This is a genomic window from Bacillus sp. FJAT-26390 (genome assembly GCF_001682865.1).
In the GTDB taxonomy this organism is placed as follows: Bacteria; Bacillota; Bacilli; order Paenibacillales; family Paenibacillaceae; genus Pristimantibacillus.
The window spans coordinates 14,580-39,235 of sequence record NZ_MAQX01000011.1 but is presented as its reverse complement, the minus strand read 5'-3'; the positions used below and the strand labels follow the sequence as shown (position 1 = coordinate 39,235).

Genomic DNA, 24,656 nt, shown 5'->3' with positions numbered 1-24,656 from the left:
CTGCCGCGGAGCAGCCGTTTTCATTTTATCGAGACTTGTTTTAGCGCAAAATATAGCCGCCGTCAGGAAATAAAGTGCTGCCCGTTGTATACCCGTTAGTCATCAGGTAGATGGTCGTATGCGCGGCCTCGCTGGCATGGCCGATTCTGCCTAGCAAATTTATTTTCGCATATTCGTCATAGGATTGATCCCGGACCTCCTGCTCTGCTCCTTCCCAGTTGAAGGAGGTATTTATGGTGCCAGGGGAGATGACGTTGACCCGGATTGGGGCGAGCTCTACGGCAAGCGCTTTGCCGAGACTTTCGATAGCCCCGTTGCAAGCGGCGTATGAGGCTCCATCCGCTAGAGGACGCTGGCCAAAAGCGCCTGACATGAGCACGATCGAGCCTTTGGCGTTTAGATAAGGAGCCGCGTACTTCACAGCATGATATTGCGGCCAAAATTTCGCGTTAAAGCAGCTATGCGCAACGTCTGCGCTGGATGTAATCGGCCCTCTGACATAGGAAGCGCCTGGCGTAAAGAGATGGTCAAAGTTCCCAACCCTTTCGAAAAAGGACTTGAGCGCAACCTCATCTTTGTTATCCAACGAATGGGTTTCTACGGAATCGTATCCTAAAATTTGTTTGGCTTTGTCTAATTTCTCTTCGGAGCGGCCGCCGAGGATGACATATGCTCCTTGTTCTACCGCTTGTTTAGCAGTCGCAAGCCCGATGCCTGAGCTTCCGCCGATGATAACGATACGTTGATTTTTTAAAGTTATAGACATAGTTAATGCTCTCCTTTTTTACGGGCCAGTGAATTTGAAAGTTCTGTTTTTTATTATTGGATAAAAAAATAGAACTGCCAAGTACGCACTTCATTCGTACTTGGTACGAAAATTCGTACTGATGGGCAGCTTAAGGGAAGGTTAGTTCGCACGATCGCTCGTGCAAAAGGAGACTGTCTCAGCTATGATGATAGGAGAGGTGAGAGAGGAAATGGATTGGAAAGAGAGAGAACCAAGGTTAAGAGGAGTCCTTACCACTCTACATATGATAGGCGGGAAGTGGAAGCCGCTTATTTTATTTATATTGTTAATAGACGGGACCAAACGTTTTGGCGAGCTTAAACGGTTGATCCCGGAAGTGTCACAGGGAACGCTTGCCAAGCAGCTGCGCGAGCTGGAGGATGACAAGCTGATTAACCGTGTTATTTATCAAGAAATTCCGCCCCGGGTGGAGTACAGCATTTCCGAGCATGGCAAAACGCTGACCGCTGTTCTCGACAGCATGTGCGGCTGGGGGAGAGGACATTTGGCGTATGTGGATACGAAGGATGACGAGCCTAAGCTTTAAACTTTGCGTTAAATTCCGCTTGGCTGCCTTTGAACACATTTATGTCTACATAAGCATCGATCCCCTCGACTCTACCGCGATTGCAATACTGCCAAAGCAACCAATCCCGTTTTTTTTTCAGGGCGGGGTATTTCAAAATATCGCGAATCCAAATTTCGTAATCTTCAAATCCGCTCGCAACATAGGTATTGTAAGTGTCATACGTGACATACAAAATCGGCTTTTTCTGATAGGCTGCTTCAAGCTTGCCACTCATTGCCTTCAATTCATGCTGAATGACAGCAACATCATGCGTCAGCGCGATTTCGATATCGATTACGGGAGGAAGGCTGGCAGCCTCTTGCGACACCATGCTTATAAAATGGTCCGCTTGCTGCTCCCCGGTGCTTCGCGCCGAGAAGAAGTGGTAAGCGCCGACTAACATTCCGTTTGTTTTGGCACGGTTCCAGTTTTGCTCGAACGTGTCATCCGTATAATCATTGCCTTCTGTTGCTTTCATGTAAACAAATTGATACTTGTCCTTTGCTGCAACGGTCTTCCAGTCGATATCGCCTTGATAATGGGACACATCGAGCCCTTTGACCTTATACTTCATCGCAAATATACTATTATGCCAAATGATGCCCTTGTACTCGAGCACGCCAATAATGAGCGCAAGCCCGATTAGAATAGCCATTACTTTTACTGCTTTCATATAGCCTCCTAGAGGGAAAATGTTTATGTTGGGTGCAGGCAAGTGTGTAAGCTGGCTCTGGCGGCGGAAGTCGCGTTTGTGGCTTTTGGCAGCAAGATTACCGGGAAAGAGCTCCTGTTCATTCCGTTCTATCCGCAAAGGGCACGAGGAAACGCACCTCCCACAACGCAAAACGAGCCTCAGAAGTGATTCTAGAGGCTCGTTTTCTATTGCATATAGGTTTGTTCAGCTGCATTTCATTGCATTACTTCGTCAGCTGCTCCATCTGGCCAATAAGCTCCTCGAACACGCTCATCGCTTGCTCGATCGGCTCAGGCGATGACATGTCAACGCCTGCTTTCTTCAGGATATTGATGGAGAAGTCGCTGCCTCCGCTCTTCAGGAAGCCGAGGTAACGCTCAACCGCAGGCTGGCCTTCCTCCAAAATTTGTTTGGAGAAGCTCGTTGCCGCCGAGAAGCCCGTTGCATATTTGTACACGTAGAAGCTGTTGTAAAAATGGGGGATACGTGCCCATTCCATTTCGATATCTTTATCGATGACCATGCCCGGCCCGTAATACTGGACGTTCAGGTCATAGTAGATTTTGCTGAGATCCTGCGGTGTCAGCGAATCGCCGGCCTCGGAGCGCTCATGGATGATCTTCTCGAACTCCGCAAACATCGTTTGGCGGAATACGGTCGTGCGGAACTGATCCGCGTAATAGGTGAGCAAATACATTTTTTCCTTCGCATCCGTCGATTTGCCAAGCAGGTAATCCATCAGCAAAGCTTCATTCAGCGTAGAAGCGACCTCAGCTAGGAAGATCGTATATTGCGCATCCCGGTAATTTTGGTTCGTGTCCGAGTAATGGGAATGAAGCGCATGGCCCATTTCGTGCGTCAAGGTGAACATGCTGTTCAAGTTGTCCTTGTGGTTAAGCAGCACATACGGATGCGTTCCAAAGGCTCCCCAGCTATAAGCGCCGCTGCGTTTGCCTTCATTTTCGTAAACGTCGATCCAGCCTTTGTCAAAGCCTTCTTGCAGCACTTGCAAATAATCCTCGCCAAGCGGCTTTAAGCTTTCGCTAACCGTTTTCTTAGCTTCCTCGTACGTAATGTCCATCTTGAACTCGTCGACGAGCGGTGCGAACAAGTCGTACATATGCAGCTCATCTAGGCCAAGAAGTTTCTTACGAAGGTCCATGTAGCGGTGCATGAGCGGGAGATGCTTATGGATCGTATTGATCAGGTTCGTGTAGACCTCCTGCGGAATGTTATCCCCATAGAGGGACATATCGAGCACGGAGTCGTATTTGCGAGCCTTCGCATAAAATATGTTTTTGGTTACGTTGGAGGTCAACGTAGAAGCGAGCGTGTTTTTCAGCTTGCCGTACGTATCGTATACCGCTTTGAACGCTTCGCGGCGCACATCTTGATTTTTGCTCTCCAGAAACTGTATGTAACGGCCATGCGTCAATTCAACTTCTTCGCCGTCTTCGTTTTTAACTTTAGGGAACTTTAAGTCCGCATTGTTAAGCATGTTGAAGATTGTACCTGGAGCGGAGCTCATATTGCCGACCTGAGCGAGCAGCGCTTCTTCGTTTTTCGTTAAAATATGTGCCTTTTGGCGGCGCATTTCTTCGAGCGTGTGGCGGAATTTAGCTACCGACTCATCCGCAATGATCGCTTCCAGCTTATCATCCGGCAAGCTCAGCACTTCAGGCGTAATGAAGGAGAGCGCCTCGCCGGATTCAACGCTAATTTTTTTCGATTTCTCGGACAAGGCTTGATAGGTTGGTTCTGCTGTATCTTCGTGATGCTTCATATTCGCATATACATAAAGCCGTTCCACATGCATCGAGAGCTCATCCTCAAGCTCAAAACACGCTTTAAGCTGAGCCACATCGGCAAGCTTGCCTTGGTATTCAGGGAGTTTTTTGATCAATGCCTTTGCTTCTGCAAATTCCTTGTCCCATGCCGCTTGGCTTTCAAATAAATCCTCTAGCTTCCAGCGAGTCTCAGGCGCGGATTCTGAACGTTTTGGTACGTGATTCATCGAATTCCTCCTTGGTATGGATAAGGTTGGTGAGGCATGCTTGCCAGGTGCTGCAGCATCATTGGAAGCTGCTGCGCCCGGCACAAGGCTTAAAGCCAGCAGCAGGGGGAGCCATTTCATCCAGTTATCACCTCAAGACACAGTTTGTGTTTACTATGTCCGTACGTGATTTTGAATATTCAGCACCCTGCAGGCTAAGCTGCACCCATCGTAAAAAAGGCATAAACAATTAGAAAAAACGCAAACGCAATGAACGCGATGGATACAAGCGCAAGTCCGCGTCGCAGACCGGCGGGCAAGGATTCACGTTTCATAATGACGATTGCTCCGAGCGAGAAGGCTGCAATAATAAAAATAATCGAAGCAGTTGGATCCATCTGTTGGTAAAGCCTCCTGACAAGAAGCTGGCATGAAGAGCAGCTTCATCATTTTACCTATGCAGCGATCAGTAACGATATGTTCGCCGCATAGGGTAAATTTTCCTGCCGCATTTCAATAATAGCGGGTGTTAAACTTCTTTCAAAGCTTGCATAATGGCAGCTAATTCTTCTTCGCGACCGACAAAGTCGGAAGCGCGGTACCGATTTTGCGCCCAATGCATCATTTCTGGCCTGCTGATGAAGGTATGAGTGTCTTCTCCCCATTGATCGGAAATTTCCCGAACGATAAGCGTTTTTCCTTGTACTTCAACCGTCAGCATATTGTATTTGTCGGTCTTGTAAATTTCGTGTTTTTTGAACATGCTTTTTTTCACCCTTTTTAGTAGTTAATTATGGTATTGTTATCATCATAGCCATTATGGAGGCTGTAATCAATACGACAGCGCAAGAAGAAAGCCCAGATGAGACGAGAATGGTTAAGATTTGATGAGGTTTTATGAGATGAGACGAGATGAGGAGAGCTGAGCGAATGAGTAAACAAGGCTACGAGCAAATTGGTGTCGCCATGACGTGCAGAAGCTTCGACGAGTATGTGAGAATGTTCGGCTTGCAGCAGTCAGACTTGGAGAGAGGACCGATTCTGGATGTTGCGGCAGGAGGCTCCTCGTATACGGCGGAGGCAAACGCAAGAGGGTATTCGGCATTTGCGGTAGATCCGCGTTATGGAACAGGAATTGAAGAGTGGATCAAAGAGGCTAAGCAGGAGATCGAAACGTCAACTGCCAAGCTTGCCAAAGCGCAGGATCATTTTGACTGGAGCTATTATGGCTCGCTTGAACAGCACCGTGCCGGCCGCGAGGCATCTATCCTGCGATTTGCCGCACATGTGAAGGACCCGCTTGCAGCCAGTCACTATAAATATGGCATGCTGCCTGAGCTGCCGTTTTCCGATGACCAATTCTCACTTGTGCTTTGCAGCCATTTTATGTTTTTGTATGCAGATCAATTCGGATATGAATTTCACATAAAAGCGATTTTAGAACTGATGCGCATATGCAAGCCGGGAGGCCAAATCCGCATTTATCCGCTGATTGCGCTTAATTGGGAGCCATATCCTAAGCTTGAGCAGCTTATGGGGCTCATTTCACAACATGGAGGCAGGGCAGAAATGCTTCCTTCTCAACTTCCTTTTATTCCCAAATCTAGTCATTACTTGAATATTTTCGCGTAATTGCTTTTTGTTTTTTGGATAGATATAATAATTTTACTCGCCATTACATAAAGGCGGTAATATTTAGGAGGTTGTTTGAATGAAAGGGACAGTTAAATGGTTTAATGCGGAGAAAGGCTACGGCTTTATCCAAACAGAAGGTGGCGAGGATGTATTCGTTCATTTCTCTGCGATTCAAAGCGACGGTTTCAAATCTTTAGATGAAGGGCAAGCGGTCGAATTCGACATTACTGAGGGCAACCGCGGGGCTCAAGCGGCCAACGTCACTAAACTATAGTAAAATGTGCGAATGAATGATTAAAGAAGGCTCCCTGGCAGCAGGGAGCCTTTTCCAGCGATATTTGATTAAAAGTTGCCAGTAAAATGATACTTGGCGGGCGGTGATAAGCGATGGATGATAACGTTATCGATGAAATTTTAAAGCAATATCCCATTCGCGTTACTTCAATCTCATTTATTCGGCATAACGAAAATATGACCTATAAAGTGACGGATGAGGCAGCTGGGATAACCTATTTATTGCGAATCCATAAAGCGATAACTTCCAGTATGAGCGGACTTCAGCATACCTGTGAGGGGCTGGACGCAGAGATGGCTTTTTTGCAAACATTGCACGAGAGCAAGGATGCGGTTGTTTTGACGCAGACTCCTGTTCGCAATAATTCAGGGGATTGGGTTACGTGCAAGACGGTTGACGGTGAAGTCGTTCATAGCACGCTTCTGCAATGGATTAACGGCAGGGACCTGCAGCAGGACGAATCGCTCTCGAGGCACCAGATTACTCATTTTGGGGAACAAGTCGGCAGTCTGCATCAATTCGCCAAAAGCACAAGCATGAGCTTGAACAAGGTTCGGCCGGCGTATGCCGGTATCACGCAAAATGAGTTGATGCTGAAGAGGCTTAAGCATGGCGTTTCAATGGGTATATTTTCGGAAATTGACTATGCAGCATTAAATCGATTTTTTGAGGTTTTTAATGCCAGTTTAGAGACGTATCCTCAGACCGCCAATTGTTGGGGTATCATTCATGCTGACATTAACAAAGGAAACCTGCTTTTAACTCCAAACGGGATCGCCCTTATTGATTTCTGCTTATTCGGCTACGGTTATTATCTCTATGATGTCGCTGGAAGCGTTCTGAGCCTAAAGCCGGAAGAGCGAGATTATTTTTTGGCAGGGTATTTGGGTCATACAGCAGCTTTATCGGCTCAGGATATGAAACGGCTGGAAGGATTTATGATGGTTGCTATCCTTGGTTATTACGCTTTTCATCTGGAAAATGAAGATAGGCATAGTTGGATGAGGGAGAGAATGCCGCTCTTTTGCCAAAAGTATTGCCTGCCCTTTGTAGGGAACCAAAGCATTTTTTATACCTTTTAAGGTGACGCCATTAAACCGATCTTAATCATTAGAGCTAACCGAGCTATTTTTACATCAAAAGTTGGCTTGGCGCTGCAGCCGTTTGCGCTTGCTTTCATTGACCAAGACCTACCTGCGGTGATAAACTGTTGCTTGGAAACTTTGTCAGGGGAGCGAGCATAATGAAATTTAAATTGTTCAAAGACCGTAAAGGTAAGGCCGATCAGGCTAAAAATAACAAGTTCGTTAAGCTCGGACGTGAAATCTACGTTCAAGCGCGCAGAGGCGGCCCAAACCCGGATGCTAACTTTGGTCTGAAAACGGCGATTGCCAACGCAAGGGCAGAGCAAATGCCGAACGATAATATCGAACGCGCAATCAAGAAGGCTGCTGGCGCTGGAGATGGCGTTGAGTACGAGGATATCATGTATGAAGGCTACGGTCCGGGCGGCGTAGCTATTATGGTTAAATGCTTGACGGATAATCGCAATCGTACCGCTGCTGACGTACGTTCCGCGTTCAACAAACGCGGCGGCAATATGGGCGAGAGCGGCTGCGTAGGCTATATGTTCGATCATAAAGGTTTGCTTGTTGTGGACCGCGAAGCTCACGAGACAGACGAGGATTCCATGATGATGATTGCGCTTGAAGCAGGCGCAGAGGATGTTGTCGTAAATGATGACAGCTTTGAAATTTTGACTCATCCGCATGAGTTCGAGCAGGTAAAAAACGCGCTGGAGAAGGATGGCTATACGTTCGTAAACGCCGGCGTTCGCTGGCTGCCGCAAAATATCGTCAAAGTAGAAGGCGAGAATGCGGACAAGCTGCTTAAGATGATGGATGCATTCGAGGACAATGACGATGTTCAGGACGTTTATTCTAACTTTGAAATTGCGGAATAAGATGGTTTTGAGCTAAATGCAACAGGGCTGCTCCCAGCGTGTTCAATACACGTCTTAAGGAAGCAGCCCTGTTTTGATCTATTTGGCGATTATCGTTCTGACCGGCTAAAATAATAACGGGCAAGAAAGGCCGCCGCTGCGACGATCGCGAAGCCTGCACCCATGCGGAAGAAGGTTTCGCGGCCAAAATGCTCGTAAACATAACCGCCGAACATCCCGCTGATCACGCCGGCTAACCCCGTCCAGACGACAGCGTATACCGCTTGCCCGGAAGCGCGGTACTCATCGGGAATAAGATGCGAGAGGTAACGAAGAGCGGTGGAGAAATAAATGCCGAACGAGATGCTGTGCATCGCTTGCGTAGCGATAACCCAGCGCGGATCTTGAATGTCGCTGAGCAGCCATAGCCTTACCGCATACATAATGGATGCGATCATCAGCAGCGGGAGCTCTTTAAACTTGTGCCCGTATTTGCCGAGCAGGAACAATATCGGAATCTCACTCAAAGCGGATACGAGCCATGCAAGCCCGACAAGCGAGTCGCTGGCGCCCATATGGCGCATCGTAACGGCAAGAAAACCTTCGTACATCCGGTGAGGAATGGATATCGTCAAAATAATTAAGAAGAAGAGCAGCACATCGCGCTGCCGCAGCAGCTTGAAGAAACCGGAGAAGTCGATCTTGCGGGCGCTGCCTTGATAATCCTTGATTCTAGTCGTTAAAATAAGCGTGATCGCTATCGTGCAAAGGGCAAGCGGAAGCGTCCACTTCGAGCCGATTTCCTTTAAAATGAGTCCGAATGTATAAGCGGTTACCGCAAAGCCTAACGATCCGAAAATCCGTATCAGCGCATATGGCGTCCCGGTGTATTGACTGGATAATAGCAGCAAGCTGTCGCTAAGCGGATTTATTGGTGTCTGAAAAAAATAAAAGCCCATCATAACCAGGCATACCAGCGCAAAATTTTCGATTGGAAATAGAAGCGATATCATAACAAGCTGGCCAAACAAGAGAAGCATGAGCAGCTTTTTGATCGTTCGGTACTTATCGCTTGCTAGGCCGAGAATGATGTTGGCGAAGATCGATATAAATGGTCCGGTCGAATAAATGATGCCGATTTGCTGCTCCGAAAAACCTCTATCCAGAAAATACAAAGGGATAAAGGAGACGACCATCGCTGCCGTAGAATAGGCGGAGAAGCTGTAGATGCGCAGCGATAAAGTCTCCTTGCGAGCTGTCGAAGATCGCTCTGTTTTGGCAATATCTGGTGTATCCATCGTTGAATGCTCACCCCATCTGTGTCTAAAACAATATGGTTATCAGTATAGCACGGATTACCAATCGTACCAATGAGATTTGAAGCTGGATTATTATGATTCGAAATGGTACATTTAGAGGTGGAGGTTCACAATGGATGCTTATCGTTTTGACTGGAATGAACGGCTTCGGATCCGTATTCCCGTGCTGGAAATGGAATGGGAGCAGTATGAAACTGCTGTGCAGCTTACGATCGTTGAGCAGTGGGAACTTATTCGCGGAATGATTCCTGATCGCGTCATGGAGTTTGAACAGCTCATTAACGTAAAGCAAGCTCAGCTGTTTGAAGAAGATAGCTTCGAGCGATCCTGTATACTAAACTATGAAATTGCCGATTATGCAAGTAGGATTAACGATCTTCATATTTGGTACCGCATCGATCAGCAATTAGAATCACGCCGACATTCATGAATATGTCTTGAGGAGGAGTGCGTCGTGAGATTGACGACTTTATCAGGCAAACGAGTGCCACAGAGTCCACTTAAGCTCATGCACCGTGTTTATAAGTATGTGCTGCCAGCTGTGGACCGAGAGCTCGCGCAGCTCCGTCTTCTCGCGCAGCGAATACCCGATTTGGAGCTTCGAACACAAGCTCTTAGCAGCATGGATAGCAAGAAGTTTCATTGCCAAGGCGGCGGCGTATATGCTGCTGCGAATTTAGAGCGCAGGGATGTGCTCATTCCGCTCATCGTTGCCTTGCAGACGATAAGCGACTACTTGGACAATCTTTGCGATCGCAGCACCTCACTTGATCCGGATGATTTTCGATTATTGCATCAATCGATGCTGGATGCCGTCAATCCCGAAGCGAAGCTTCAGGATTATTATGCATTTCGTAGTGAAAAAGACGATGGCGGTTATTTGCACCACCTTGTTCGCACCTGTCAGCTGCAAATATCGCAGCTGCCGTCTTATAGGAGCGTGCAGTCGCATGTGACCGAGCTGGTAGGCTTGTATGGAGATTTGCAGGTGTACAAGCACATTCATAAGGATTTGCGCGAGGGACATTTGCTCGCATGGTGGGAGCTGCATCGCAGCAGCTATCCGCATTTGCAATGGAATGAGTTCGCTGCGGCGACAGGCTCAACGCTCGGCATGTTCATGCTGTTTTTGGCGGCGAGTCAACATCAGCTATCCGAACAGGATGCTGCAGCAGTCAAGAAGATTTACTTTCCGCATGTATGCGGTCTCCATATTTTACTTGATTATTTAATCGATCAGGAAGAGGATCATGCAGGCGGAGATCTTAACTTTTGCAATTATTACGATAATGAAGGTCTGCTTGTTGAGCGCCTCGGAACCATCGTGAACCGCGCGCGTGAGGATGTGAAGCAGCTTCCTGCTTCCCGTTTTCATCGTTTGATTATTGAAGGGCTATTAGCTCTCTATTTATCAGACCCGAAGGTCCGTCATCAGGCGGATGTTAGAGATGTATCAAGGAGGCTAATGAAGAACAGTCCGTTAACGCGTCTGTTTTTCCTTATAAACAGCATCTGGATTCGGAAGCAACAGGCTTAACTATAAATGAAAAATGTGGAGGAATGGAACATGTCTGCAGTCAAATCAATCGCAGTACTGACAAGCGGAGGAGATTCGCAAGGAATGAACGCAGCCGTTCGTGCTGTCGTAAGAAGCGCACTATTTTACGGTTTGGATGTGTATGGGGTACAACGCGGTTATCAAGGGCTTATTAACGATGATTTGCGACCAATGGATTTGAGAAGCGTTGGCGATATTATCCAGCGCGGCGGCACGATTTTGCAAACGGCAAGATGCAAGGAGTTTGTCACGGCAGAAGGCCAGCAGCGCGGAGCTGAAGTGCTTCGTGCAAGAGGAATCGACGGCTTGGTCGTTATCGGCGGAGACGGCTCGTATCAAGGCGCTAACAAGCTTAGCAAGCTAGGCATCAAAACGATGGGTCTTCCCGGCACGATCGACAACGATATCCCGTTCACGGATATTACGATCGGCTTTGATACTGCTGTTAGCATCGTAGTGGATGCGATTAATAAAATCCGCGATACGATGTCCTCGCATGAGCGTTCATCAATCGTAGAGGTTATGGGCCGTCACTGCGGAGATATCGCGCTTCATGCGGGCCTTGCAAGCGGTGCGGAAACTATTCTTGTGCCAGAGGTTCCATTCGAGCTTACAGAGGTTGCTGAGCGCATGAAAACGAATTTTGCCAAAGGGAAGCGCCACAGTATTATCGTGGTCGCAGAAGGAGCAGGCAAAGGCGAGGATGTCGCACAGCAAATTACGTCTCACTGCGGAATCGAACCGCGTGTAACGGTGCTTGGTCACATTCAGCGCGGCGGCACGCCTACGGCAATCGATCGGATTTTGGCAAGCCGTCTTGGCGACTTTGCGGTTAGACAGCTAATGGCTGGCGATTCAGGCAAAGCTGTCGGCGTAGTGCGCGGTGAGCTTGTTACAACAGATATCGATACCGTGGTAAATACGAAGAAGCCTTTTGACATGACGATGTACGATTTGGCGCTTCGTTTATCCCAATAACACAAACGAGAGGTGCAGATGATCATTGCTTTGATCGCTCAACTCAACCATCATAAACATCAAAAAAAATCCACCAACGCTTTCAAAGCGCGGGTGGATTTTTTGGTATATAGGCGGCCGTTTTATTTGTACGTAACGCCCGGTGAATATTTATTGCCTGCATTCCAGAGGAGATACTCCTTAACGCCGTTATCCTGCAGCGCTTTGATCTGAGCTTCTACCTCGGCTTTGCCATATTTCATAAAGTGGCCGCTGCCGAGCCAGCTAGCCGTGAAATCTTGAATCCACGGACGAATGATCGGCTTTAAATCCTTGATCGGGTCCAGCTTCTTGTGCGTGTCGAGCATAGCGCCCTTAATGGTTTCGTATGGGCTTTTGTCAGGGTCCTTCTGTTTAAACCAACCGGTGCTGTAATGGCTTGGGTAAATCATCGGTGAAATAACATGCACGTCATTGGATATTTTCACAAAGTCCTGACCGATTCCTTCGGCGGCTGGGACGGATGCTGCATATCCGAAAATATCAACCGAGACGCGAACGCCAAGCGGTTCAAGCTGCTCGCGCGCGTATTTCACGAAGCCGGCAACCGCGTCAACCCGGCTTTGATCCGTTTTGCTAAAGGTGAATGAAGCCGCTTTATTCTCGAAGCCCTCGGGAAACCGCACATAATCAAACTGGATTTCCTTAAAGCCCAGCTTAGCCGCTTCCTTGGCTACGGCGATGTTATAATCCCAAACCTCCTTGCGGTAAGGATTGACGAAGCTTTCGCCGCGCCCGTTCTTCCATATCGTTCCGTCCTGGTGGAGGAAGGAGAGCTCAGGCTGCTTGCGGGCAAGCACGGTATCCTTGAACACGACTAATCGGGCAATCGGATAAATATTATGTTTTTTTAGGGTCAACATCAAATCGTTAATATCTCTGATATATTTCTTGGATGCGCCAATCTCTTGCAGCTCTGGTGTCGTTGTAGGATATGTAATGTATCCGTTATCGTCTTTAATATCGATGACCATACTGTTCAATTCGGTGTCGTCCAGCAGCTTTAATAAGGATTCCATACGTGCGCCGCCGGCGCTGTGGGCCGTAACATAAATACCTCTTATCGGCGGAGTAGATGGCTGCGGATCTTTTTTGATTGAGCCGGCTCCGGATGTCCCAGGGTTTTTGCTCCCAATCAACGTCGAATCCGGTTGAATAATGGTTTGACCAGCTGCGGAATTTAGATATGCAATTGCAAGCTGCTTGGCGGTAGAACTCTCTTCTCCGCTACCTGTGAGCAAGCTGTACAGCAGCAGTAAAGTTGAAATGATGATGTCCATTTTGCTCTCTCCCCGTTAGCTATTCTGTTCAAATTATAAAGCAGATGGCATGCTGGGTCATTAACTTTTTTGAAGGAATACCAAAGTATATGTGACAATTATGAAAGAAAGGTTAATTTTATTCGTGTAAATAAAGGGAGGGAATCTGATGTTTTTGCAGCGGATTTTAGCAGTTGAAAAACAAAAAGCCAGTCGATTAGATCTCGACTGGCGCATAAATAATCCGTGTGTCCCGCATTGTCATTGTAACAAAGCTTCTCTCTGCTGATTGCAAATGCTGTGCTGTACAATTTCCATTGCGTCCGCGGGTTCTAGCAGGGCTAGGCCGTCACGCAGCACGATGCTGATGTCCAATTCACGTGCAGTAAGAAAAGGACTAAGCTCTGGGGCAAGCTTCTCTACAATTTGAGACAATTTGACCGTTTCCATATCCATTGAGCATCACCCTTTCATATCGAATGTTTAGGGGAAATCATATGGCAAGAAACCAAAGCTACGGGATACAAACATTATATCAGGATCATTTTCAAAAACATAGGGATACGGCGTAAAATCCATTCCTGCGTATATGGACTAGTCCTTTGGCTTGGAGAAGTCCCCAAGCACGCCCACCGTTTCGACGATGTTAATGAAGGCATGCGGGTCGATCGTGGTAATGGTTTTGCTTAATTCAGCTATTTCGTATTTCGTTCTTACAGTCATCAGCATATCGCGTTCGGCCGAGGAATATGCGCCGCGTGTTTTTATAATCGTAATGCCGCGCGGGTGCAAGAGCAGCTTCGCAAGCAGCTCATCGGTTTTGGTCGTGATAATGAAGGCTGTTAATTTAATATGCCTCACATGAATGAGATCTACTAATTTTCCAGCGGAAAAAATCGCGACAAGCGAGTACAGGGCGGAGTCCCAGTTGCTTGTGAATAAAACGAGCAGGGCGATGACAACGCCATTTAGGATGAAAATAATCATCCCAACAGGCAAATCCCGCTTGCGCGTAACGATTGAGGCGACGATATCGAAGCCGCCGGAAGAGCCTCCATACCGGAGCGCCAGGCCGCTTCCGAACCCGATAATAATGCCTCCAAAGACAGCGCCAAGCACGATATCATCGACGATCTGGACAATAGGAAGAAGCTGGAGGAACAGGGTAGACGCAATAACGGTGTAGATGCTCCAAATAATAAACCGGTGGCCGACCACGAACCAGCCCCATAGCAGAACCGGTAAGTTAAGGATAAAATAAAGCCAGCCGATGTTACCGCCGGATATGTAGCCGATCATCATGGAAATGCCGGAGATGCCGCCGGCTAACAGCTGATGCGGGATAAGGAAAAGGTTGAAGCCAATCGCGATAAGGAAGGCTCCTGCCGTCATTACCGGCACGGTATAAAGGTAACGCAGGGAGTGCGGATTCAAGGCAATCGCTCCAATGCAACCAACGTATCTGATTGTTCAATTTTGACATGCTTAGTATGGCTTTAATTGCTTCGCTGGTATTCATGAATGATTGTGTGCTATAATGATTTGGATATTCTTAAGTAGGCTGCAGATAAAAGGAGTTTGAGAAAAGTTTGAAAACATTTGCTGAATTTGGCTTGGAACCAAAAGTGTTACAAGCAATTACCGAACTTGGATTCGAGGAATCTACCCCGATTCAAGACAAAGCGATCCCTATTGCTATGGCAGGGCAAGATCTTATTGGCCAAGCACAAACGGGTACAGGAAAGACAGCGGCATTCGGAATTCCGCTCATTAACAAAATTCCGACAAGCGAGGAACGCATTGTCGCATTAATAATGACGCCAACCCGTGAACTCGCTATTCAAGTGGCTGACGAGATCGGGAAGTTAACTCGATACAAAGGTCTTCGCTCGCTGCCGATTTATGGTGGACAAGAAATTGGTCGTCAAATCCGTGCATTGAAGAAGAAACCTCAAATTATTATCGGTACGCCTGGTCGTTTGCTTGACCACATCAACCGCAAGACGATCCGTCTTGAAGATGTGCAAACGGTCATCTTGGATGAAGCGGATGAAATGCTCGACATGGGCTTCATGGATGACATCCAATCCATCCTGAAGCAAGTGCCTGAAGAGCGTCACACGATGCTGTTCTCCGCTACTATGCCGGCTAACATTCAGAAGCTTGCACAGCAATTTCTGAAAAACCCAGAGCATGTTTCGGTTATCCCGAAACAAATCACTGCACCGCTTATCGAGCAATCTTACATTGAAGTGCATGAGCGCCAGAAGTTCGAAGCGCTTAGCCGTTTGCTTGATATGGAATCCCCTGAGCTTGCAATCATCTTCGGCCGTACAAAACGCCGGGTTGATGAGCTAAGCGAAGCGCTTCAAAAGCGTGGTTATACAGCTGATGGATTGCATGGCGATTTGTCACAAAACCAACGGGATAGCGTAATGCGCAAATTCCGTGACGGCAGCATCGATGTATTGGTAGCAACTGACGTTGCTGCACGTGGTCTTGATGTATCGGGCGTTACGCATGTTATCAACTTTGACCTTCCGCAAGATCCTGAAAGCTACGTTCACCGTATCGGTCGTACGGGCCGTGCAGGTAAAGAAGGTACAGCTTGGTCATTCGTAACACCGCGCGAGACAGATCATTTGCATTTCATCGAGAAAGTTACGCGCCAAAAAATGAACCGCAAGCCGCTTCCAAGCATTGCAGAAGCGATTGAAGGCAAACAACGCGTAACGGCTGAGCGCCTTCTTGAAGTCGTTCAAAACGAAGAGTTCTCGGAATACAAAGCGATTTCCATTCAATTGCTTGAGCAATATGATTCCGTACACCTTCTTTCCGCAGCAATCAAATTGCTGACAGGCGAGAAGAAAAACGTGGAAATCGAATTGACGCCTGAAGATCCGCTTCGCGCTAAGAAACGCAAACCGGATATTCGCTCTAACGGTCGTCCATTCAACCGCAGCGGTTCGTCTTCTTCATACGGCGGCAATCGCAGCGGCGGTACTGGCGGCAGCGGCGGAGGCTATCGCGGTCGCGATGACAGACGCAGCAGCGGTGGTAGCAGCAGCACTGGCGGCAGCTCGCGCGGTGGCTACGAGTCCCGTGGCGGCAGCAGCAGCGGCGGTTACGGCGGCAAGAGAAGCAGCGAAGGACGCACTGAGAACCGTCGTCCAAAAAGCTCTTCCGATGGCTACGTTAACAACTAATTAATCTTTACCCATGTATTTTCCAAAAAAAAACCGAGGAAGTCCGTGTCCCTAACGGGCATCCGGACGTCCTCGGTTCTTTTATTGTTAGTCTATTGTTTGGCTTAGTCAGCACTAATTAACTAAGAACAACATTTAGAATCAACATAACGAGATTGTTACCTGTAGAGGTGAATCAACCGTGCTTGCGATATACTCAGGCATCCTCTTTTTGAACTTCATATATAGCTCTGCTATATATCCTTGTGAATAGGTTTAAGCCGTTTAGACGCTAGCCTAGGAAGCGGAAATTGGGCGGTTACATGTCACTATGCAAGTCAGTCTGGTGGGAGTAATCTTACTTTTCTGGAGGCAGATCCGATGGAACCAAGAGGGCTAATGGGTGGGTTTTACCGAATTTCCGAATGGATTATGCGGTTATCGGTTATCAATGTATTATGGTTGGTCTGTTCAGTTCCATTCGTTTTCTTCGCGTGGGGATTGGTTTTGTCACAGGATGTCAATCAAGTGTATTCCGCTCTTATTGCAATGGCGGTCGTTGCGCCGTTTACCTTGTTTCCAGCTACTGCAGCCATGTTTGCGGTTGCCCGCAAATGGGTAATGGGTGAAGGCGATGTGCCGTTGTTCAAAACTTTTTTCCGCGGCTACAAAGAAAATTATAAGCAAAGTATGCTTGGCGGTATTATTTATACGATACTGCTGGCGATTATGATTGTTGATTTTATCGTATATCGTGAGCAATTGAATTTGCTTTCGTACATTTTTATTGCTTTTCTCGTTTTGCTAGTCGTATCGCTATTTAATTTTTTCTCCATGCTTGTCCATTATCATATGAAAACGTTTCAATTGTTGAAAAACGCTGTCCTCATTACGATCGGCAAACCTTTCCGTTCGCTTTCAACAGCGATAATGAGCGGGGCAGTTATGTATTTCAGCACGAAGTTCACGTTTCTTATTCCTTTCTTTATGGGCAGCATTATCGCTTATTTGGCATTCTGGAACTTCCACTTGATTTATCAGAAGCTGCAAGACCAAGCGGAGAAAGCGCGTCTTGCCGAGGAAGAAGAAGCGGAGAATGCTGCTGAGCTTGACCGGATCGATCTCGTTAAAGATGATTCGAACGGGTCCAGTAAATAACAGCCGAACAAAGTTTACTTTTTCTTTTGTAAGGTCTATAATAGCAATACCTCCTGCGATGCTCGTTACGGCTTTACGCTGTTTTGAACCAATGGCTGTTTCACGGGAGACCAATATCGAAGTGTAGCTGACATGCCCCCGAAAGGGGATCTCAAAAGCGGTTCTGCGGTCACCCACCTGCGTAAGCGGGTTCAGAAACATGTGAGTCGGACGGCATAGGCGGGTTCTCATTTTCAAATGAAGAGCATTTGCTGGTTAAATCCAGTGATAGCTCTTTTTTCATGGGACAAATCATGGTATCATATAGAGTAATGTACATAGATGCCGGAGGGGGAGATCGTTGTTGTTGAAGCGGACCTTGATCGGGCTGCTGCGCAGTCATGAACAGACTGGTGACAAAGCCAAGGATCCAATGCTCAAATCTCATTTCTACAAGCTGTCCAAAGATAAGGCTTGGGAAGAAGTGATATCGACTCTTAAGAAAATGCAAGGTTATAAAGTGCTGCACGAGGTGCAATCCGTTGGTGAGATTGTGCTGGAGAAGCGCACGGCATTTGGAAGAACGATGGACATTACGGTTTCCGTTATAAGCGTTAATCCGCTACAATCGGCAGTCGACATTTATTCAGCATCCCGCGGGTCACTTGGGGATCTAGGTTCTAATTACAGAGTCATTCTGGATTTGTACCGTACACTCGATAAGAAGCTTGCAGCCTTTAAAGTTAATAATTAATACATAAACAAAGCGAGGAAGGATATCCTTCACTCGCTTTGTTTGCAGTTTGAGTATTTGTGAGCTTTATTAAGTACGTATTATACGAGCGCTTTGACAGCGTTGATCGCTTGCTCATAGTTCGGGTGCTCTGTCATTTCTGGCAGGTATTCCACATATTGAATCGTGTCATTTGCATCGATAACGAAGATCGAACGTTGATCAAGGCCAAGCTCTTTAATGTATACGCCATACGATTCGCCAAAGCTGTGCGCTTTGTAGTCAGATAGCAATACGACTTTGTCGATGCCTGCAGCTCCGCACCAGCGTGCTTGTGCGAAAGGAAGGTCAACGGATACAGTAAGTACAACAACGTTGTCGCCTAGGGAGCCGGCTTCTTCATTGAAACGGCGGGTTTGCGCGTCGCATACGCCTGTGTCGATTGAAGGCACAACGCTGATTAATTTTACTTTGCCAGCGTAATCATTAAGAGAAACATTTTCTACGAGCGATTTGTTGAGGCTGAAATCAGGAGCTTTGTCCCCTACTTTCAATTCTGGTCCAACTAATGTGATCGGATTGCCTTTGAAAGTGGCAGCTCCATTGCGTTCTTGTGTCATGTGTGAATTTCCTCCTCTAAATTAAATGGTCAATACCAAATTTATTATAATCGTTATGAAACGACCTTGTCCAATTGTTGGAGAGAAAAGGGGTTGATGATGTTATGATCTTCTTGCGGTATGAGAGCTTTCGTTCTTATTTAAAGCTTTATCCCGTTACGTCTGCTTTGATTGCTTTAAATATCATTTATTTTATCGTGATTGCTGTGAGTGGCGATCCTAATAGTATTGTACACGCGTATAAATTTGGTGCTTTTGCGACCAATGTGGAGTTTGATCCGTATGGTACGGATGAGCCGTGGCGTTATGTAACGTCGATATTCATGCATTCAGGCATTGAGCACTTGCTCTATAATATGTTTGCGCTGCTTGTGTTCGCACCGCCGTTGGAGCGTCTTCTTAACAGTGTCAGGTATGCTTTTTATTATTTGCTTTGCGGCATTGCCGGCAATGCGATGAGTGCTGTCGTAAATGTGATTGAAGGTGACCCTAATAGCCACATAGGTGTGGGAGCTTCAGGCGCGATCTACGGCATTTACGGCGCGTTTCTGTATATTTCCTTGTTCCGCAAGTCGCAGCTTGATGAGAGCTCGCGTAAAACGGTATATACGATTTTGATTTTTGGCGTTATTTATTCCTTCCTTGTGCCGCGGGTTGATCTGTGGGCGCATGTCGGAGGTGCACTAGCCGGCTTCCTTCTTTACCGAGTATTTGATCGATTGAAAACGCGCAGAAGAAGCGCGTAGAAAGAAAATTATGTATATACGGGAGAGAATCTAACCGGTATGGAACTTCGTCAGCTTTATTACTTCGTGAAAGTAGCAAAAAAAGAGCATGTCACACAGGCAGCTGAAGAGCTGCATGTGGCGCAGTCGGCAGTCAGCCGGCAGATCCACCAGCTTGAGGAAGAGCTAGGTGTAAAGTTATTCGTTCAAAAAGGAAGAAATTTGCAGCTTACGCCAGTCGGCCAGCTTTTTTTAAAGCGAGCTGAAGTTATTTTAGCTGATTTGGAACGTGCTGTAATTGAAATACATGAATTTCTGGACCCCGAGAAGGGCGAGATTAGGCTAGGTTTTCCGCATAGTCTTGGAATCTCCTTAATTCCCCAGGTTGTTGCGGCTTTCCGCAAGCATCATCCGAACGTAAAGTTCCGATTCAAGCAGGGGATGTATCCATCGCTGATCCGGGACATGATCAAGGGTGAGATCGATCTTGCGTTTATATCACCGTTTCCGGATGAGCATGATTTCGTGTGCGGGGAAGTGCTACTTACGGAAGAGCTCTATGCGATATTGCCTCCTGGCCACCGGTTGTCAAATTCGGAATCGATTAAGCTGAAGGAGCTGGAGAATGAGACGTTCGTTTTGTTCAGCGAAGGTTATTCATTGAGGCCGATCGTTTGGGAAGCGTGCCAAGCGGCAGGATTTACGCCGCAGATTGGCTTTGAAGGCGAAGAGACGGATACGATTCGCGGTTTGGTCGCTGCGGGAATGGGCGTCAGCTTGCTTCCTGAGATGGCGCTGCACTACACAGGACCTTTGCAGCCAACGAAGGTTCGCGTCACAGAGCCTCAAGTGACCCGTACAATCGGTCTCATTCGCCGTTCGAATGAGAAGCTGCCGCTCGTGGCTAAAGTGTTTCACGGCTTTTTGCTTCGTTATTTTCATGATGAGCTCAAACAGCCGAAGGTTTAAATAGAAAGAGGAGCTGTTCCGATCAGTCGATGTTGACTGATGGAACAGCTCCTCTTTTTATTGCCGATCCTTATTCTTGCCGGCTGCCGCCTACAAAAATTAAGATGTATCGAACGAGCTCGAGCAAGGATAGGAGCGCTGCCGCTACATAGGTTAAAGCTGCTGCATTAAGCACCTTTGCAACCCCGCGTTCTTCCTCATTCGTGATGAAGCCTTCTGCTACCATGATATCTCTTGCCCGGTTGCTTGCATTAAATTCGACTGGCAACGTAATGACTTGAAAGGCTACCGCGACCGAGAAGAATATGATGCCAAGACCGATCAAATTCAAAGCCGAGAAAAGAATGCCGGCGATGAATAAGAAAGGCGCTACGCCGGAGGCGAAGTTAACGACCGGGAAGATACGGTGACGCAGTACTAGCATCGGGTAATGCTCCGCATGCTGGATAGCGTGACCGACCTCGTGGCAGGCGACGGAAATGGCTGAGATTGAATTTTCATAATAAACGGGCTCCGATAAACGCACGACGCGGTGAATCGGGTCGTAGTGGTCTGTGAGAACGCCTCGTACAGGTTCGATCGGCACGTCATGCAAACCGTTGGAATCGAGCATCCGTCTTGCTGCTTGGTAACCGGTCAATCCGCTGTTCGCTTGCACGCTAGTCCATTTCTTAAAGGTTCCTTTGACTCGGAATTGTGCCCAAATCGTTAATATAAAAGCGAGTACGATCAAAATGTAGATAAACGTCATTGAGTCATTCCTCCATTATATTGATGAAATATAATCGCTACATGAGGGAGCTTTTGTTGATAAGAAGCATTAGAGCCTCGATACAAGCGGCGGTCTGCGGCATGAGGCGAGTGTAGAGATGGTTGGCTTGGCGTGGCTTGAGCTTCTTAATGACAGGCTCCAGCTCCTTTACTTCCCGCTCCAACTGGCTTAGATGATGCTGCAGGTCTGTCAGCTTGCGAGAGACTTGCTCCTCGGGTGTAATTTTGCTCCAGCTTTCAATTGTCGCTTTAATCTCATCTAACGTATATTTATCTTTTTTCATCTGTTCAATACGTTCTAATCGCTCCAAGGTTTCATCGGCATAGAGGCGATAGTTCTTGGCGGATCGTTCCGCGGGTTCTATTAAACCGATTGAAGTATAGTAATCAATGGTTCGAGGGCTGATTTGAGAAAGTTTAGCTAGTTCTCCGATACGATACATTTTCATATCCTCCATTCGTACAAAATATAAGAAAGTAAAATTCCGTTCATGCGCTAAACTTATATTTTACCCGAAACATGGCTCCGTGTCGCCATCACAATATGTGGTTCCTCTGTTATCTCTAATGATAATAGTAAAGTAACCATACAGTCAAACGTGTTACATGACCGTGTAATCAGGAACGGTAGAATCTACGTTTTGAAAGCGCAGTTATTTTATTTCTTCTATATATAGCTTATTTTTTGTATCTAATTTGATGCATCGCCGTTCCTACTAGGAGATCATTATTTACACAAGTAGGAATCTATGCCTATAAAATGTGAAAATGCGAAGAATAAGCATGTGCGATAGTGGATTTTAATGCGGATTTGTTCAAAATCTTAACGTTCGTGTTAGATTTCATGCCGAATGTTTGATTTTTTTTGTAAATTTGCAGAAAACGTATTGTCAAATTGAGCACTACTGACTATAATGACATTAAGTCTTTCCTCTCATGTAAGGAAACATAACACTTAGGGAGTGGTCGTAATGATTAAGAAAACGATGTTAGCTTTAGGAATCTTCACCTTATTGTTTCCGGTAATGGCGTTCGCAGAGGATCCTTCCGCCGCAACGTTGAACATGGGTCTGAACTCGCTTTGGGTTATGCTCGCATTCATTCTTGTTCTACTCATGCAAGGCGGATTTATTCTTCTTGAAACAGGTTCTACTCGGATGAAAAACGCGGGTCACGTTGCCGGCAAAACGATTTTCACAACTGGCCTAGCTGCACTTATTTATTGGGCATTCGGTTACGGCATTGCATTCGGCGGAGATAGTGGCGTAAGCGCCTTGTTCGGATGGGGCAACTTCTTCTTCGATCCAGCTGTATCAGCTGGAGAAGGCGACAGCTTGCCAAGCACGGTATTCTTCTTGTTCCAACTCGCTTTTGCAGCTGTATCGCTTTCCATCGCATGGGGCGGTTTCGCAGAGAGAGCTAAGCTTTCCTCTTATATCGTATTTACCGTATTCTTTATCGCAATCATCTATCCGGTAGTTGCTCACTGGATCTGGGGCGGCGGCTGGCTTGCTGAAGACGGAGCGCAAGACTTTGCAGGCTCGACGGTCGTTCACTTAACGGGTGCACTTGCAGCATTCGCAGCAACTGTATTACTTAAACCGCGTATCGGTAAATTTAACAAAGACGGTTCCGCAAATGAAATTTTGGGACATAACCAAGTTTTCACTGCACTTTCCGTATTGCTTCTATGGGTTGGCTGGTTCGGATTTAACGCAGGCAGCACGGTAGCTATCGGCGACGGTTTCTTCGGATTTGTAGCCTTCAACACGATGCTTGGAGCAGGCGCAGGAGGCGTGGCGGCACTTCTTATTTCATGGGCAGTTACAGGCAAAGCGGATATTACTGCAATGCTTAACGGTACGCTTGCTGGTCTAGTTGCAATTACAGCATCATGCGCATTCGTTGACCCTTGGGCAGCCGTTGTTATTGGTCTGGTTGCAGGCGTGCTCGTATTCTACAGCGTGAAGTTTTTCGAAAAAATCAAAGTAGACGATCCGATTTACGCATTGTCCGTTCACGGCGCGGCTGGTGTATGGGGTACGCTTGCTAACGGTATCTTCGCTACACAAGCGCTTGCTGACAAAGTTGGCGTAGGTACAGGCGGTTTGATCGACACAGGCAGCTGGAAACAGCTTTGGGTACAATTTGAATCCGTTGTAGTCGTTGGCGCTTTCGTTCTTGCAGCTTCGTTCCTTATCCTTGGCGTGATGAAACTTATCATGGGCTTCCGCGTTACGGAAGAGCAAGAAATTATCGGTCTTGACCTCAGCGAGCATGGCGCTTATGGTTATCCTGAGCAAATGAAAAAAGCAGGTCAAAACATTCAAGGATAATGGATAGGTCATGATGGACTGACCGAAGGGAGAGGGCGTCGCATGAGTGATCCGGTGCGATTGCAGCTGCTCAAACAGATTGGTTCAGCCGATCATGTGGAAGGGCTGCGAAGCTTGCGGGATCAAGTACACGAGCAGATGGAAGCTCTTCTCCCTACGCGTCCGGTCGAACAATTTAATGAACAATTGAATGAGGTGCACGACGCGGTTATTCATCGCTCGGTTGTCCTCGCAGAAGCGGAAATGGCACGGTTGGGGAAGGGTTCTCCCCCCGTGCCTTACGCATATTTATTGTTCGGCAGCGGAGGCAGGAAAGAGCAGACATTGTCAAGCGATCAAGACAGCGGAGTTGTCTATCAAGATCCAGTGGCTGATCCGGCGGAAGTGAAAAACTATTTTAAAGAGCTTTGCGAGCTTGTCGTATTTCATCTGCAAAAGGTAGGGTATCCGCCATGCGAGGGGAATGTGTTAAGCAGCAACCCCGATTGGTGCTTATCCTTAACGGAATGGGGCGCTAAGCTGAATCATTGGTTTGAGGAGCCGGCTTGGGAAGCTGTTCGGTATTTGCTTATCATTGCGGATGGCAGATGCATTTATGGCGACAGCCGGCTGCTTGATGAATTAAAGGACTTATTTTTTACCGATATGCTGAACCATCAGATTATTATTCAGCGCATGCTGGATAATACGATGCGCCACAAGGTGCTGCTAGGTTTTTTTGGCCAATTGCTAAAGGAGCAGTACGGAGAAGACGCAGGCAGCCTCGATATTAAATATGGCGCTTATATTCCGATGGTAAATGCGATTAGGCTGTTGGCTGTTCAGGTTGGTATCCGGGAAACGTCGACGCTGGAGCGAATCAAAATGCTTGTCAAAGCGGGTAAGATGTCCAAAGAGGATGCTGCCGTGTATGACCAAGCGTTTCGGATTTTTCTGAGACTCCGGTTAATGACGACCGAACAGAATGACGATGGCTTATATGCCAATAACGGCAAGCTTTCGAGCCGTAAGCTGACGAAGGAAATGACGGATGAATTAAAAAGCGGCCTGCGATTAGGCAAGAAGCTGCAGCGTGCGGTATTCAAGCAAACAATGGGCAGGCTTACGTAAGGC

General features: G+C 47.1%; 27 protein-coding genes and 1 other RNA gene. 16 read left to right on the top strand and 12 right to left on the bottom strand.

The window, feature by feature from the left end; genetic code table 11:
• Positions 1-40 precede the first annotated feature (40 nt).
• The gene (locus A7975_RS11835; RefSeq protein ID WP_053376921.1) at positions 41-766 is read right to left on the bottom strand and encodes an SDR family oxidoreductase; all 726 of its coding nucleotides are present in this window, start codon (positions 764-766) and stop codon (positions 41-43) included.
• A gap of 187 nt (positions 767-953) precedes the next feature.
• Here A7975_RS11835 and A7975_RS11830 point away from each other — a divergent pair, with 187 nt between their 5' ends.
• Positions 954-1,334, top strand: coding sequence for a winged helix-turn-helix transcriptional regulator (locus A7975_RS11830; RefSeq protein WP_269433179.1), 381 nt, complete (start codon positions 954-956; stop codon positions 1,332-1,334).
• Here the strand turns inward: A7975_RS11830 and A7975_RS11825 are convergent.
• The 4 genes from A7975_RS11825 to A7975_RS11810 all read right to left on the bottom strand — a co-directional run bounded on the left by A7975_RS11825 (position 1,324) and on the right by A7975_RS11810 (position 4,805).
• Positions 1,324-2,028 (bottom strand): GH25 family lysozyme, encoded by a 705-nt coding sequence (locus A7975_RS11825; RefSeq protein WP_053376920.1) that lies wholly within the window; start codon positions 2,026-2,028, stop codon positions 1,324-1,326. The genes A7975_RS11830 and A7975_RS11825 overlap by 11 nt on opposite strands.
• A gap of 244 nt (positions 2,029-2,272) precedes the next feature.
• The gene (gene pepF, locus A7975_RS11820) at positions 2,273-4,063 is read right to left on the bottom strand and encodes an oligoendopeptidase F (protein ID WP_053376919.1); all 1,791 of its coding nucleotides are present in this window, start codon (positions 4,061-4,063) and stop codon (positions 2,273-2,275) included.
• A gap of 194 nt (positions 4,064-4,257) precedes the next feature.
• Positions 4,258-4,440, bottom strand: coding sequence for a hypothetical protein (locus tag A7975_RS11815; RefSeq protein ID WP_053376918.1), 183 nt, complete (start codon positions 4,438-4,440; stop codon positions 4,258-4,260).
• A 131-nt stretch (positions 4,441-4,571) separates the two neighbouring features.
• On the bottom strand, positions 4,572-4,805 hold the full coding sequence (locus A7975_RS11810; protein ID WP_065385227.1) for a hypothetical protein: 234 nt from the start codon (positions 4,803-4,805) through the stop codon (positions 4,572-4,574).
• Positions 4,806-4,972: 167 nt separating this feature from the next.
• On the opposite strand from A7975_RS11810, the gene A7975_RS11805 reads away from it, so the two are divergent.
• From A7975_RS11805 to A7975_RS11790, 4 genes are all read left to right on the top strand, one after another.
• Positions 4,973-5,674 carry a class I SAM-dependent methyltransferase gene (locus A7975_RS11805; RefSeq protein ID WP_065385226.1) on the top strand — a complete coding sequence of 234 codons (702 nt, stop codon included), beginning with the start codon at positions 4,973-4,975 and terminating at the stop codon, positions 5,672-5,674.
• A gap of 79 nt (positions 5,675-5,753) precedes the next feature.
• Positions 5,754-5,951: a cold shock domain-containing protein gene (locus A7975_RS11800; protein WP_053376915.1), complete on the top strand. Its 198-nt coding sequence runs from the start codon at positions 5,754-5,756 to the stop codon at positions 5,949-5,951.
• 113 nt (positions 5,952-6,064) lie between these two features.
• Positions 6,065-7,054 (top strand): phosphotransferase enzyme family protein, encoded by a 990-nt coding sequence (locus A7975_RS11795; RefSeq protein WP_065385225.1) that lies wholly within the window; start codon positions 6,065-6,067, stop codon positions 7,052-7,054.
• Positions 7,055-7,215: 161 nt separating this feature from the next.
• Positions 7,216-7,935 carry a YebC/PmpR family DNA-binding transcriptional regulator gene (locus A7975_RS11790; protein ID WP_053376913.1) on the top strand — a complete coding sequence of 240 codons (720 nt, stop codon included), beginning with the start codon at positions 7,216-7,218 and terminating at the stop codon, positions 7,933-7,935.
• An 89-nt stretch (positions 7,936-8,024) separates the two neighbouring features.
• Here A7975_RS11790 and A7975_RS11785 read toward each other — a convergent pair whose 3' ends face one another.
• Positions 8,025-9,212, bottom strand: a complete 1,188-nt coding sequence (locus A7975_RS11785) for an MFS transporter (RefSeq protein ID WP_053376912.1) — start codon at positions 9,210-9,212, stop codon at positions 8,025-8,027.
• Positions 9,213-9,345: 133 nt separating this feature from the next.
• On the opposite strand from A7975_RS11785, the gene A7975_RS11780 reads away from it, so the two are divergent.
• From A7975_RS11780 to pfkA, 3 genes are all read left to right on the top strand, one after another.
• Positions 9,346-9,663, top strand: a complete 318-nt coding sequence (locus A7975_RS11780) for a hypothetical protein (protein WP_053376911.1) — start codon at positions 9,346-9,348, stop codon at positions 9,661-9,663.
• A 78-nt stretch (positions 9,664-9,741) separates the two neighbouring features.
• Positions 9,742-10,770: a tetraprenyl-beta-curcumene synthase family protein gene (locus A7975_RS11775; RefSeq protein WP_065385869.1), complete on the top strand. Its 1,029-nt coding sequence runs from the start codon at positions 9,742-9,744 to the stop codon at positions 10,768-10,770.
• A 30-nt stretch (positions 10,771-10,800) separates the two neighbouring features.
• On the top strand, positions 10,801-11,769 hold the full coding sequence (pfkA, locus tag A7975_RS11770; protein ID WP_053376910.1) for a 6-phosphofructokinase: 969 nt from the start codon (positions 10,801-10,803) through the stop codon (positions 11,767-11,769).
• A 122-nt stretch (positions 11,770-11,891) separates the two neighbouring features.
• On the opposite strand, the gene A7975_RS11765 is transcribed toward pfkA, so the two are convergent.
• From A7975_RS11765 to A7975_RS11755, 3 genes are all read right to left on the bottom strand, one after another.
• Complete coding sequence (locus A7975_RS11765) at positions 11,892-13,088, bottom strand: putative glycoside hydrolase (RefSeq protein WP_065385224.1); 1,197 nt, start codon at positions 13,086-13,088, stop codon at positions 11,892-11,894.
• 240 nt (positions 13,089-13,328) lie between these two features.
• A complete protein-coding gene (locus A7975_RS11760; protein ID WP_053376908.1) occupies positions 13,329-13,523 on the bottom strand; it encodes a hypothetical protein in 195 nt (64 codons plus the stop codon).
• A gap of 138 nt (positions 13,524-13,661) precedes the next feature.
• Positions 13,662-14,459, bottom strand: a complete 798-nt coding sequence (locus A7975_RS11755) for a YitT family protein (protein ID WP_053377881.1) — start codon at positions 14,457-14,459, stop codon at positions 13,662-13,664.
• 197 nt (positions 14,460-14,656) lie between these two features.
• Between A7975_RS11755 and cshA the strand changes: the two genes are divergently transcribed.
• From cshA to A7975_RS11735, 4 genes are all read left to right on the top strand, one after another.
• On the top strand, positions 14,657-16,273 hold the full coding sequence (gene cshA, locus A7975_RS11750) for a degradosome RNA helicase CshA (RefSeq protein WP_053376907.1): 1,617 nt from the start codon (positions 14,657-14,659) through the stop codon (positions 16,271-16,273).
• Between the two features lie 360 nt (positions 16,274-16,633).
• Positions 16,634-17,410, top strand: coding sequence for a YesL family protein (locus A7975_RS11745; RefSeq protein WP_053376906.1), 777 nt, complete (start codon positions 16,634-16,636; stop codon positions 17,408-17,410).
• A gap of 47 nt (positions 17,411-17,457) precedes the next feature.
• A non-coding RNA gene (ssrS, locus tag A7975_RS11740) (6S RNA) lies at positions 17,458-17,640 on the top strand.
• A 113-nt stretch (positions 17,641-17,753) separates the two neighbouring features.
• Complete coding sequence (locus A7975_RS11735; protein WP_082198158.1) at positions 17,754-18,143, top strand: DUF1499 domain-containing protein; 390 nt, start codon at positions 17,754-17,756, stop codon at positions 18,141-18,143.
• Between the two features lie 80 nt (positions 18,144-18,223).
• On the opposite strand, the gene tpx is transcribed toward A7975_RS11735, so the two are convergent.
• Positions 18,224-18,742, bottom strand: a complete 519-nt coding sequence (gene tpx, locus A7975_RS11730; protein ID WP_053376904.1) for a thiol peroxidase — start codon at positions 18,740-18,742, stop codon at positions 18,224-18,226.
• Positions 18,743-18,846: 104 nt separating this feature from the next.
• Here tpx and A7975_RS11725 point away from each other — a divergent pair, with 104 nt between their 5' ends.
• Positions 18,847-19,488, top strand: a complete 642-nt coding sequence (locus A7975_RS11725) for a rhomboid family intramembrane serine protease (RefSeq protein WP_065385223.1) — start codon at positions 18,847-18,849, stop codon at positions 19,486-19,488.
• 39 nt (positions 19,489-19,527) lie between these two features.
• Positions 19,528-20,436 (top strand): glutamate biosynthesis transcriptional regulator GltC, encoded by a 909-nt coding sequence (gene gltC / locus A7975_RS11720; protein ID WP_065385222.1) that lies wholly within the window; start codon positions 19,528-19,530, stop codon positions 20,434-20,436.
• Positions 20,437-20,506: 70 nt separating this feature from the next.
• Here gltC and A7975_RS11715 read toward each other — a convergent pair whose 3' ends face one another.
• A complete protein-coding gene (locus A7975_RS11715) occupies positions 20,507-21,187 on the bottom strand; it encodes a zinc metallopeptidase (RefSeq protein WP_053376901.1) in 681 nt (226 codons plus the stop codon).
• A gap of 37 nt (positions 21,188-21,224) precedes the next feature.
• On the bottom strand, positions 21,225-21,656 hold the full coding sequence (locus A7975_RS11710; protein WP_053376900.1) for a MerR family transcriptional regulator: 432 nt from the start codon (positions 21,654-21,656) through the stop codon (positions 21,225-21,227).
• A gap of 522 nt (positions 21,657-22,178) precedes the next feature.
• On the opposite strand from A7975_RS11710, the gene A7975_RS11705 reads away from it, so the two are divergent.
• Both A7975_RS11705 and A7975_RS11700 read left to right on the top strand, forming a co-directional pair.
• A complete protein-coding gene (locus A7975_RS11705; RefSeq protein WP_053376899.1) occupies positions 22,179-23,543 on the top strand; it encodes an ammonium transporter in 1,365 nt (454 codons plus the stop codon).
• A 42-nt stretch (positions 23,544-23,585) separates the two neighbouring features.
• On the top strand, positions 23,586-24,653 hold the full coding sequence (locus tag A7975_RS11700; RefSeq protein WP_065385221.1) for a DUF294 nucleotidyltransferase-like domain-containing protein: 1,068 nt from the start codon (positions 23,586-23,588) through the stop codon (positions 24,651-24,653).
• The last annotated feature ends 3 nt before the right edge of the window (positions 24,654-24,656 follow it).

Bases quoted from the DNA above. Each gene is read 5' to 3' on its own strand.
- A7975_RS11800 (WP_053376915.1), top strand. From the start codon at position 5,754: ATGAAAGGGACAGTTAAATGGTTTAATGCGGAGAAAGGCTACGGCTTT.
- pepF (WP_053376919.1), bottom strand. From the start codon at position 4,063: ATGAATCACGTACCAAAACGTTCAGAATCCGCGCCTGAGACTCGCTGG.
- pfkA (WP_053376910.1), top strand. From the start codon at position 10,801: ATGTCTGCAGTCAAATCAATCGCAGTACTGACAAGCGGAGGAGATTCG.
- A7975_RS11715 (WP_053376901.1), bottom strand. From the start codon at position 21,187: ATGACGTTTATCTACATTTTGATCGTACTCGCTTTTATATTAACGATT.
- A7975_RS11705 (WP_053376899.1), top strand. From the start codon at position 22,179: ATGATTAAGAAAACGATGTTAGCTTTAGGAATCTTCACCTTATTGTTT.
- gltC (WP_065385222.1), top strand. From the start codon at position 19,528: ATGGAACTTCGTCAGCTTTATTACTTCGTGAAAGTAGCAAAAAAAGAG.
- A7975_RS11725 (WP_065385223.1), top strand. From the start codon at position 18,847: ATGATCTTCTTGCGGTATGAGAGCTTTCGTTCTTATTTAAAGCTTTAT.
- A7975_RS11700 (WP_065385221.1), top strand. From the start codon at position 23,586: ATGAGTGATCCGGTGCGATTGCAGCTGCTCAAACAGATTGGTTCAGCC.
- A7975_RS11810 (WP_065385227.1), bottom strand. From the start codon at position 4,805: ATGTTCAAAAAACACGAAATTTACAAGACCGACAAATACAATATGCTG.
- A7975_RS11805 (WP_065385226.1), top strand. From the start codon at position 4,973: ATGAGTAAACAAGGCTACGAGCAAATTGGTGTCGCCATGACGTGCAGA.
- A7975_RS11785 (WP_053376912.1), bottom strand. From the start codon at position 9,212: ATGGATACACCAGATATTGCCAAAACAGAGCGATCTTCGACAGCTCGC.
- A7975_RS11790 (WP_053376913.1), top strand. From the start codon at position 7,216: ATGAAATTTAAATTGTTCAAAGACCGTAAAGGTAAGGCCGATCAGGCT.
- A7975_RS11780 (WP_053376911.1), top strand. From the start codon at position 9,346: ATGGATGCTTATCGTTTTGACTGGAATGAACGGCTTCGGATCCGTATT.
- A7975_RS11775 (WP_065385869.1), top strand. From the start codon at position 9,742: ATGCACCGTGTTTATAAGTATGTGCTGCCAGCTGTGGACCGAGAGCTC.
- tpx (WP_053376904.1), bottom strand. From the start codon at position 18,742: ATGACACAAGAACGCAATGGAGCTGCCACTTTCAAAGGCAATCCGATC.
- A7975_RS11765 (WP_065385224.1), bottom strand. From the start codon at position 13,088: ATGGACATCATCATTTCAACTTTACTGCTGCTGTACAGCTTGCTCACA.
- A7975_RS11755 (WP_053377881.1), bottom strand. From the start codon at position 14,459: ATGACGGCAGGAGCCTTCCTTATCGCGATTGGCTTCAACCTTTTCCTT.
- A7975_RS11710 (WP_053376900.1), bottom strand. From the start codon at position 21,656: ATGAAAATGTATCGTATCGGAGAACTAGCTAAACTTTCTCAAATCAGC.
- A7975_RS11760 (WP_053376908.1), bottom strand. From the start codon at position 13,523: ATGGATATGGAAACGGTCAAATTGTCTCAAATTGTAGAGAAGCTTGCC.
- A7975_RS11815 (WP_053376918.1), bottom strand. From the start codon at position 4,440: ATGGATCCAACTGCTTCGATTATTTTTATTATTGCAGCCTTCTCGCTC.
- A7975_RS11835 (WP_053376921.1), bottom strand. From the start codon at position 766: ATGTCTATAACTTTAAAAAATCAACGTATCGTTATCATCGGCGGAAGC.
- A7975_RS11745 (WP_053376906.1), top strand. From the start codon at position 16,634: ATGGAACCAAGAGGGCTAATGGGTGGGTTTTACCGAATTTCCGAATGG.
- A7975_RS11825 (WP_053376920.1), bottom strand. From the start codon at position 2,028: ATGAAAGCAGTAAAAGTAATGGCTATTCTAATCGGGCTTGCGCTCATT.
- A7975_RS11795 (WP_065385225.1), top strand. From the start codon at position 6,065: ATGGATGATAACGTTATCGATGAAATTTTAAAGCAATATCCCATTCGC.
- A7975_RS11830 (WP_269433179.1), top strand. From the start codon at position 954: ATGATAGGAGAGGTGAGAGAGGAAATGGATTGGAAAGAGAGAGAACCA.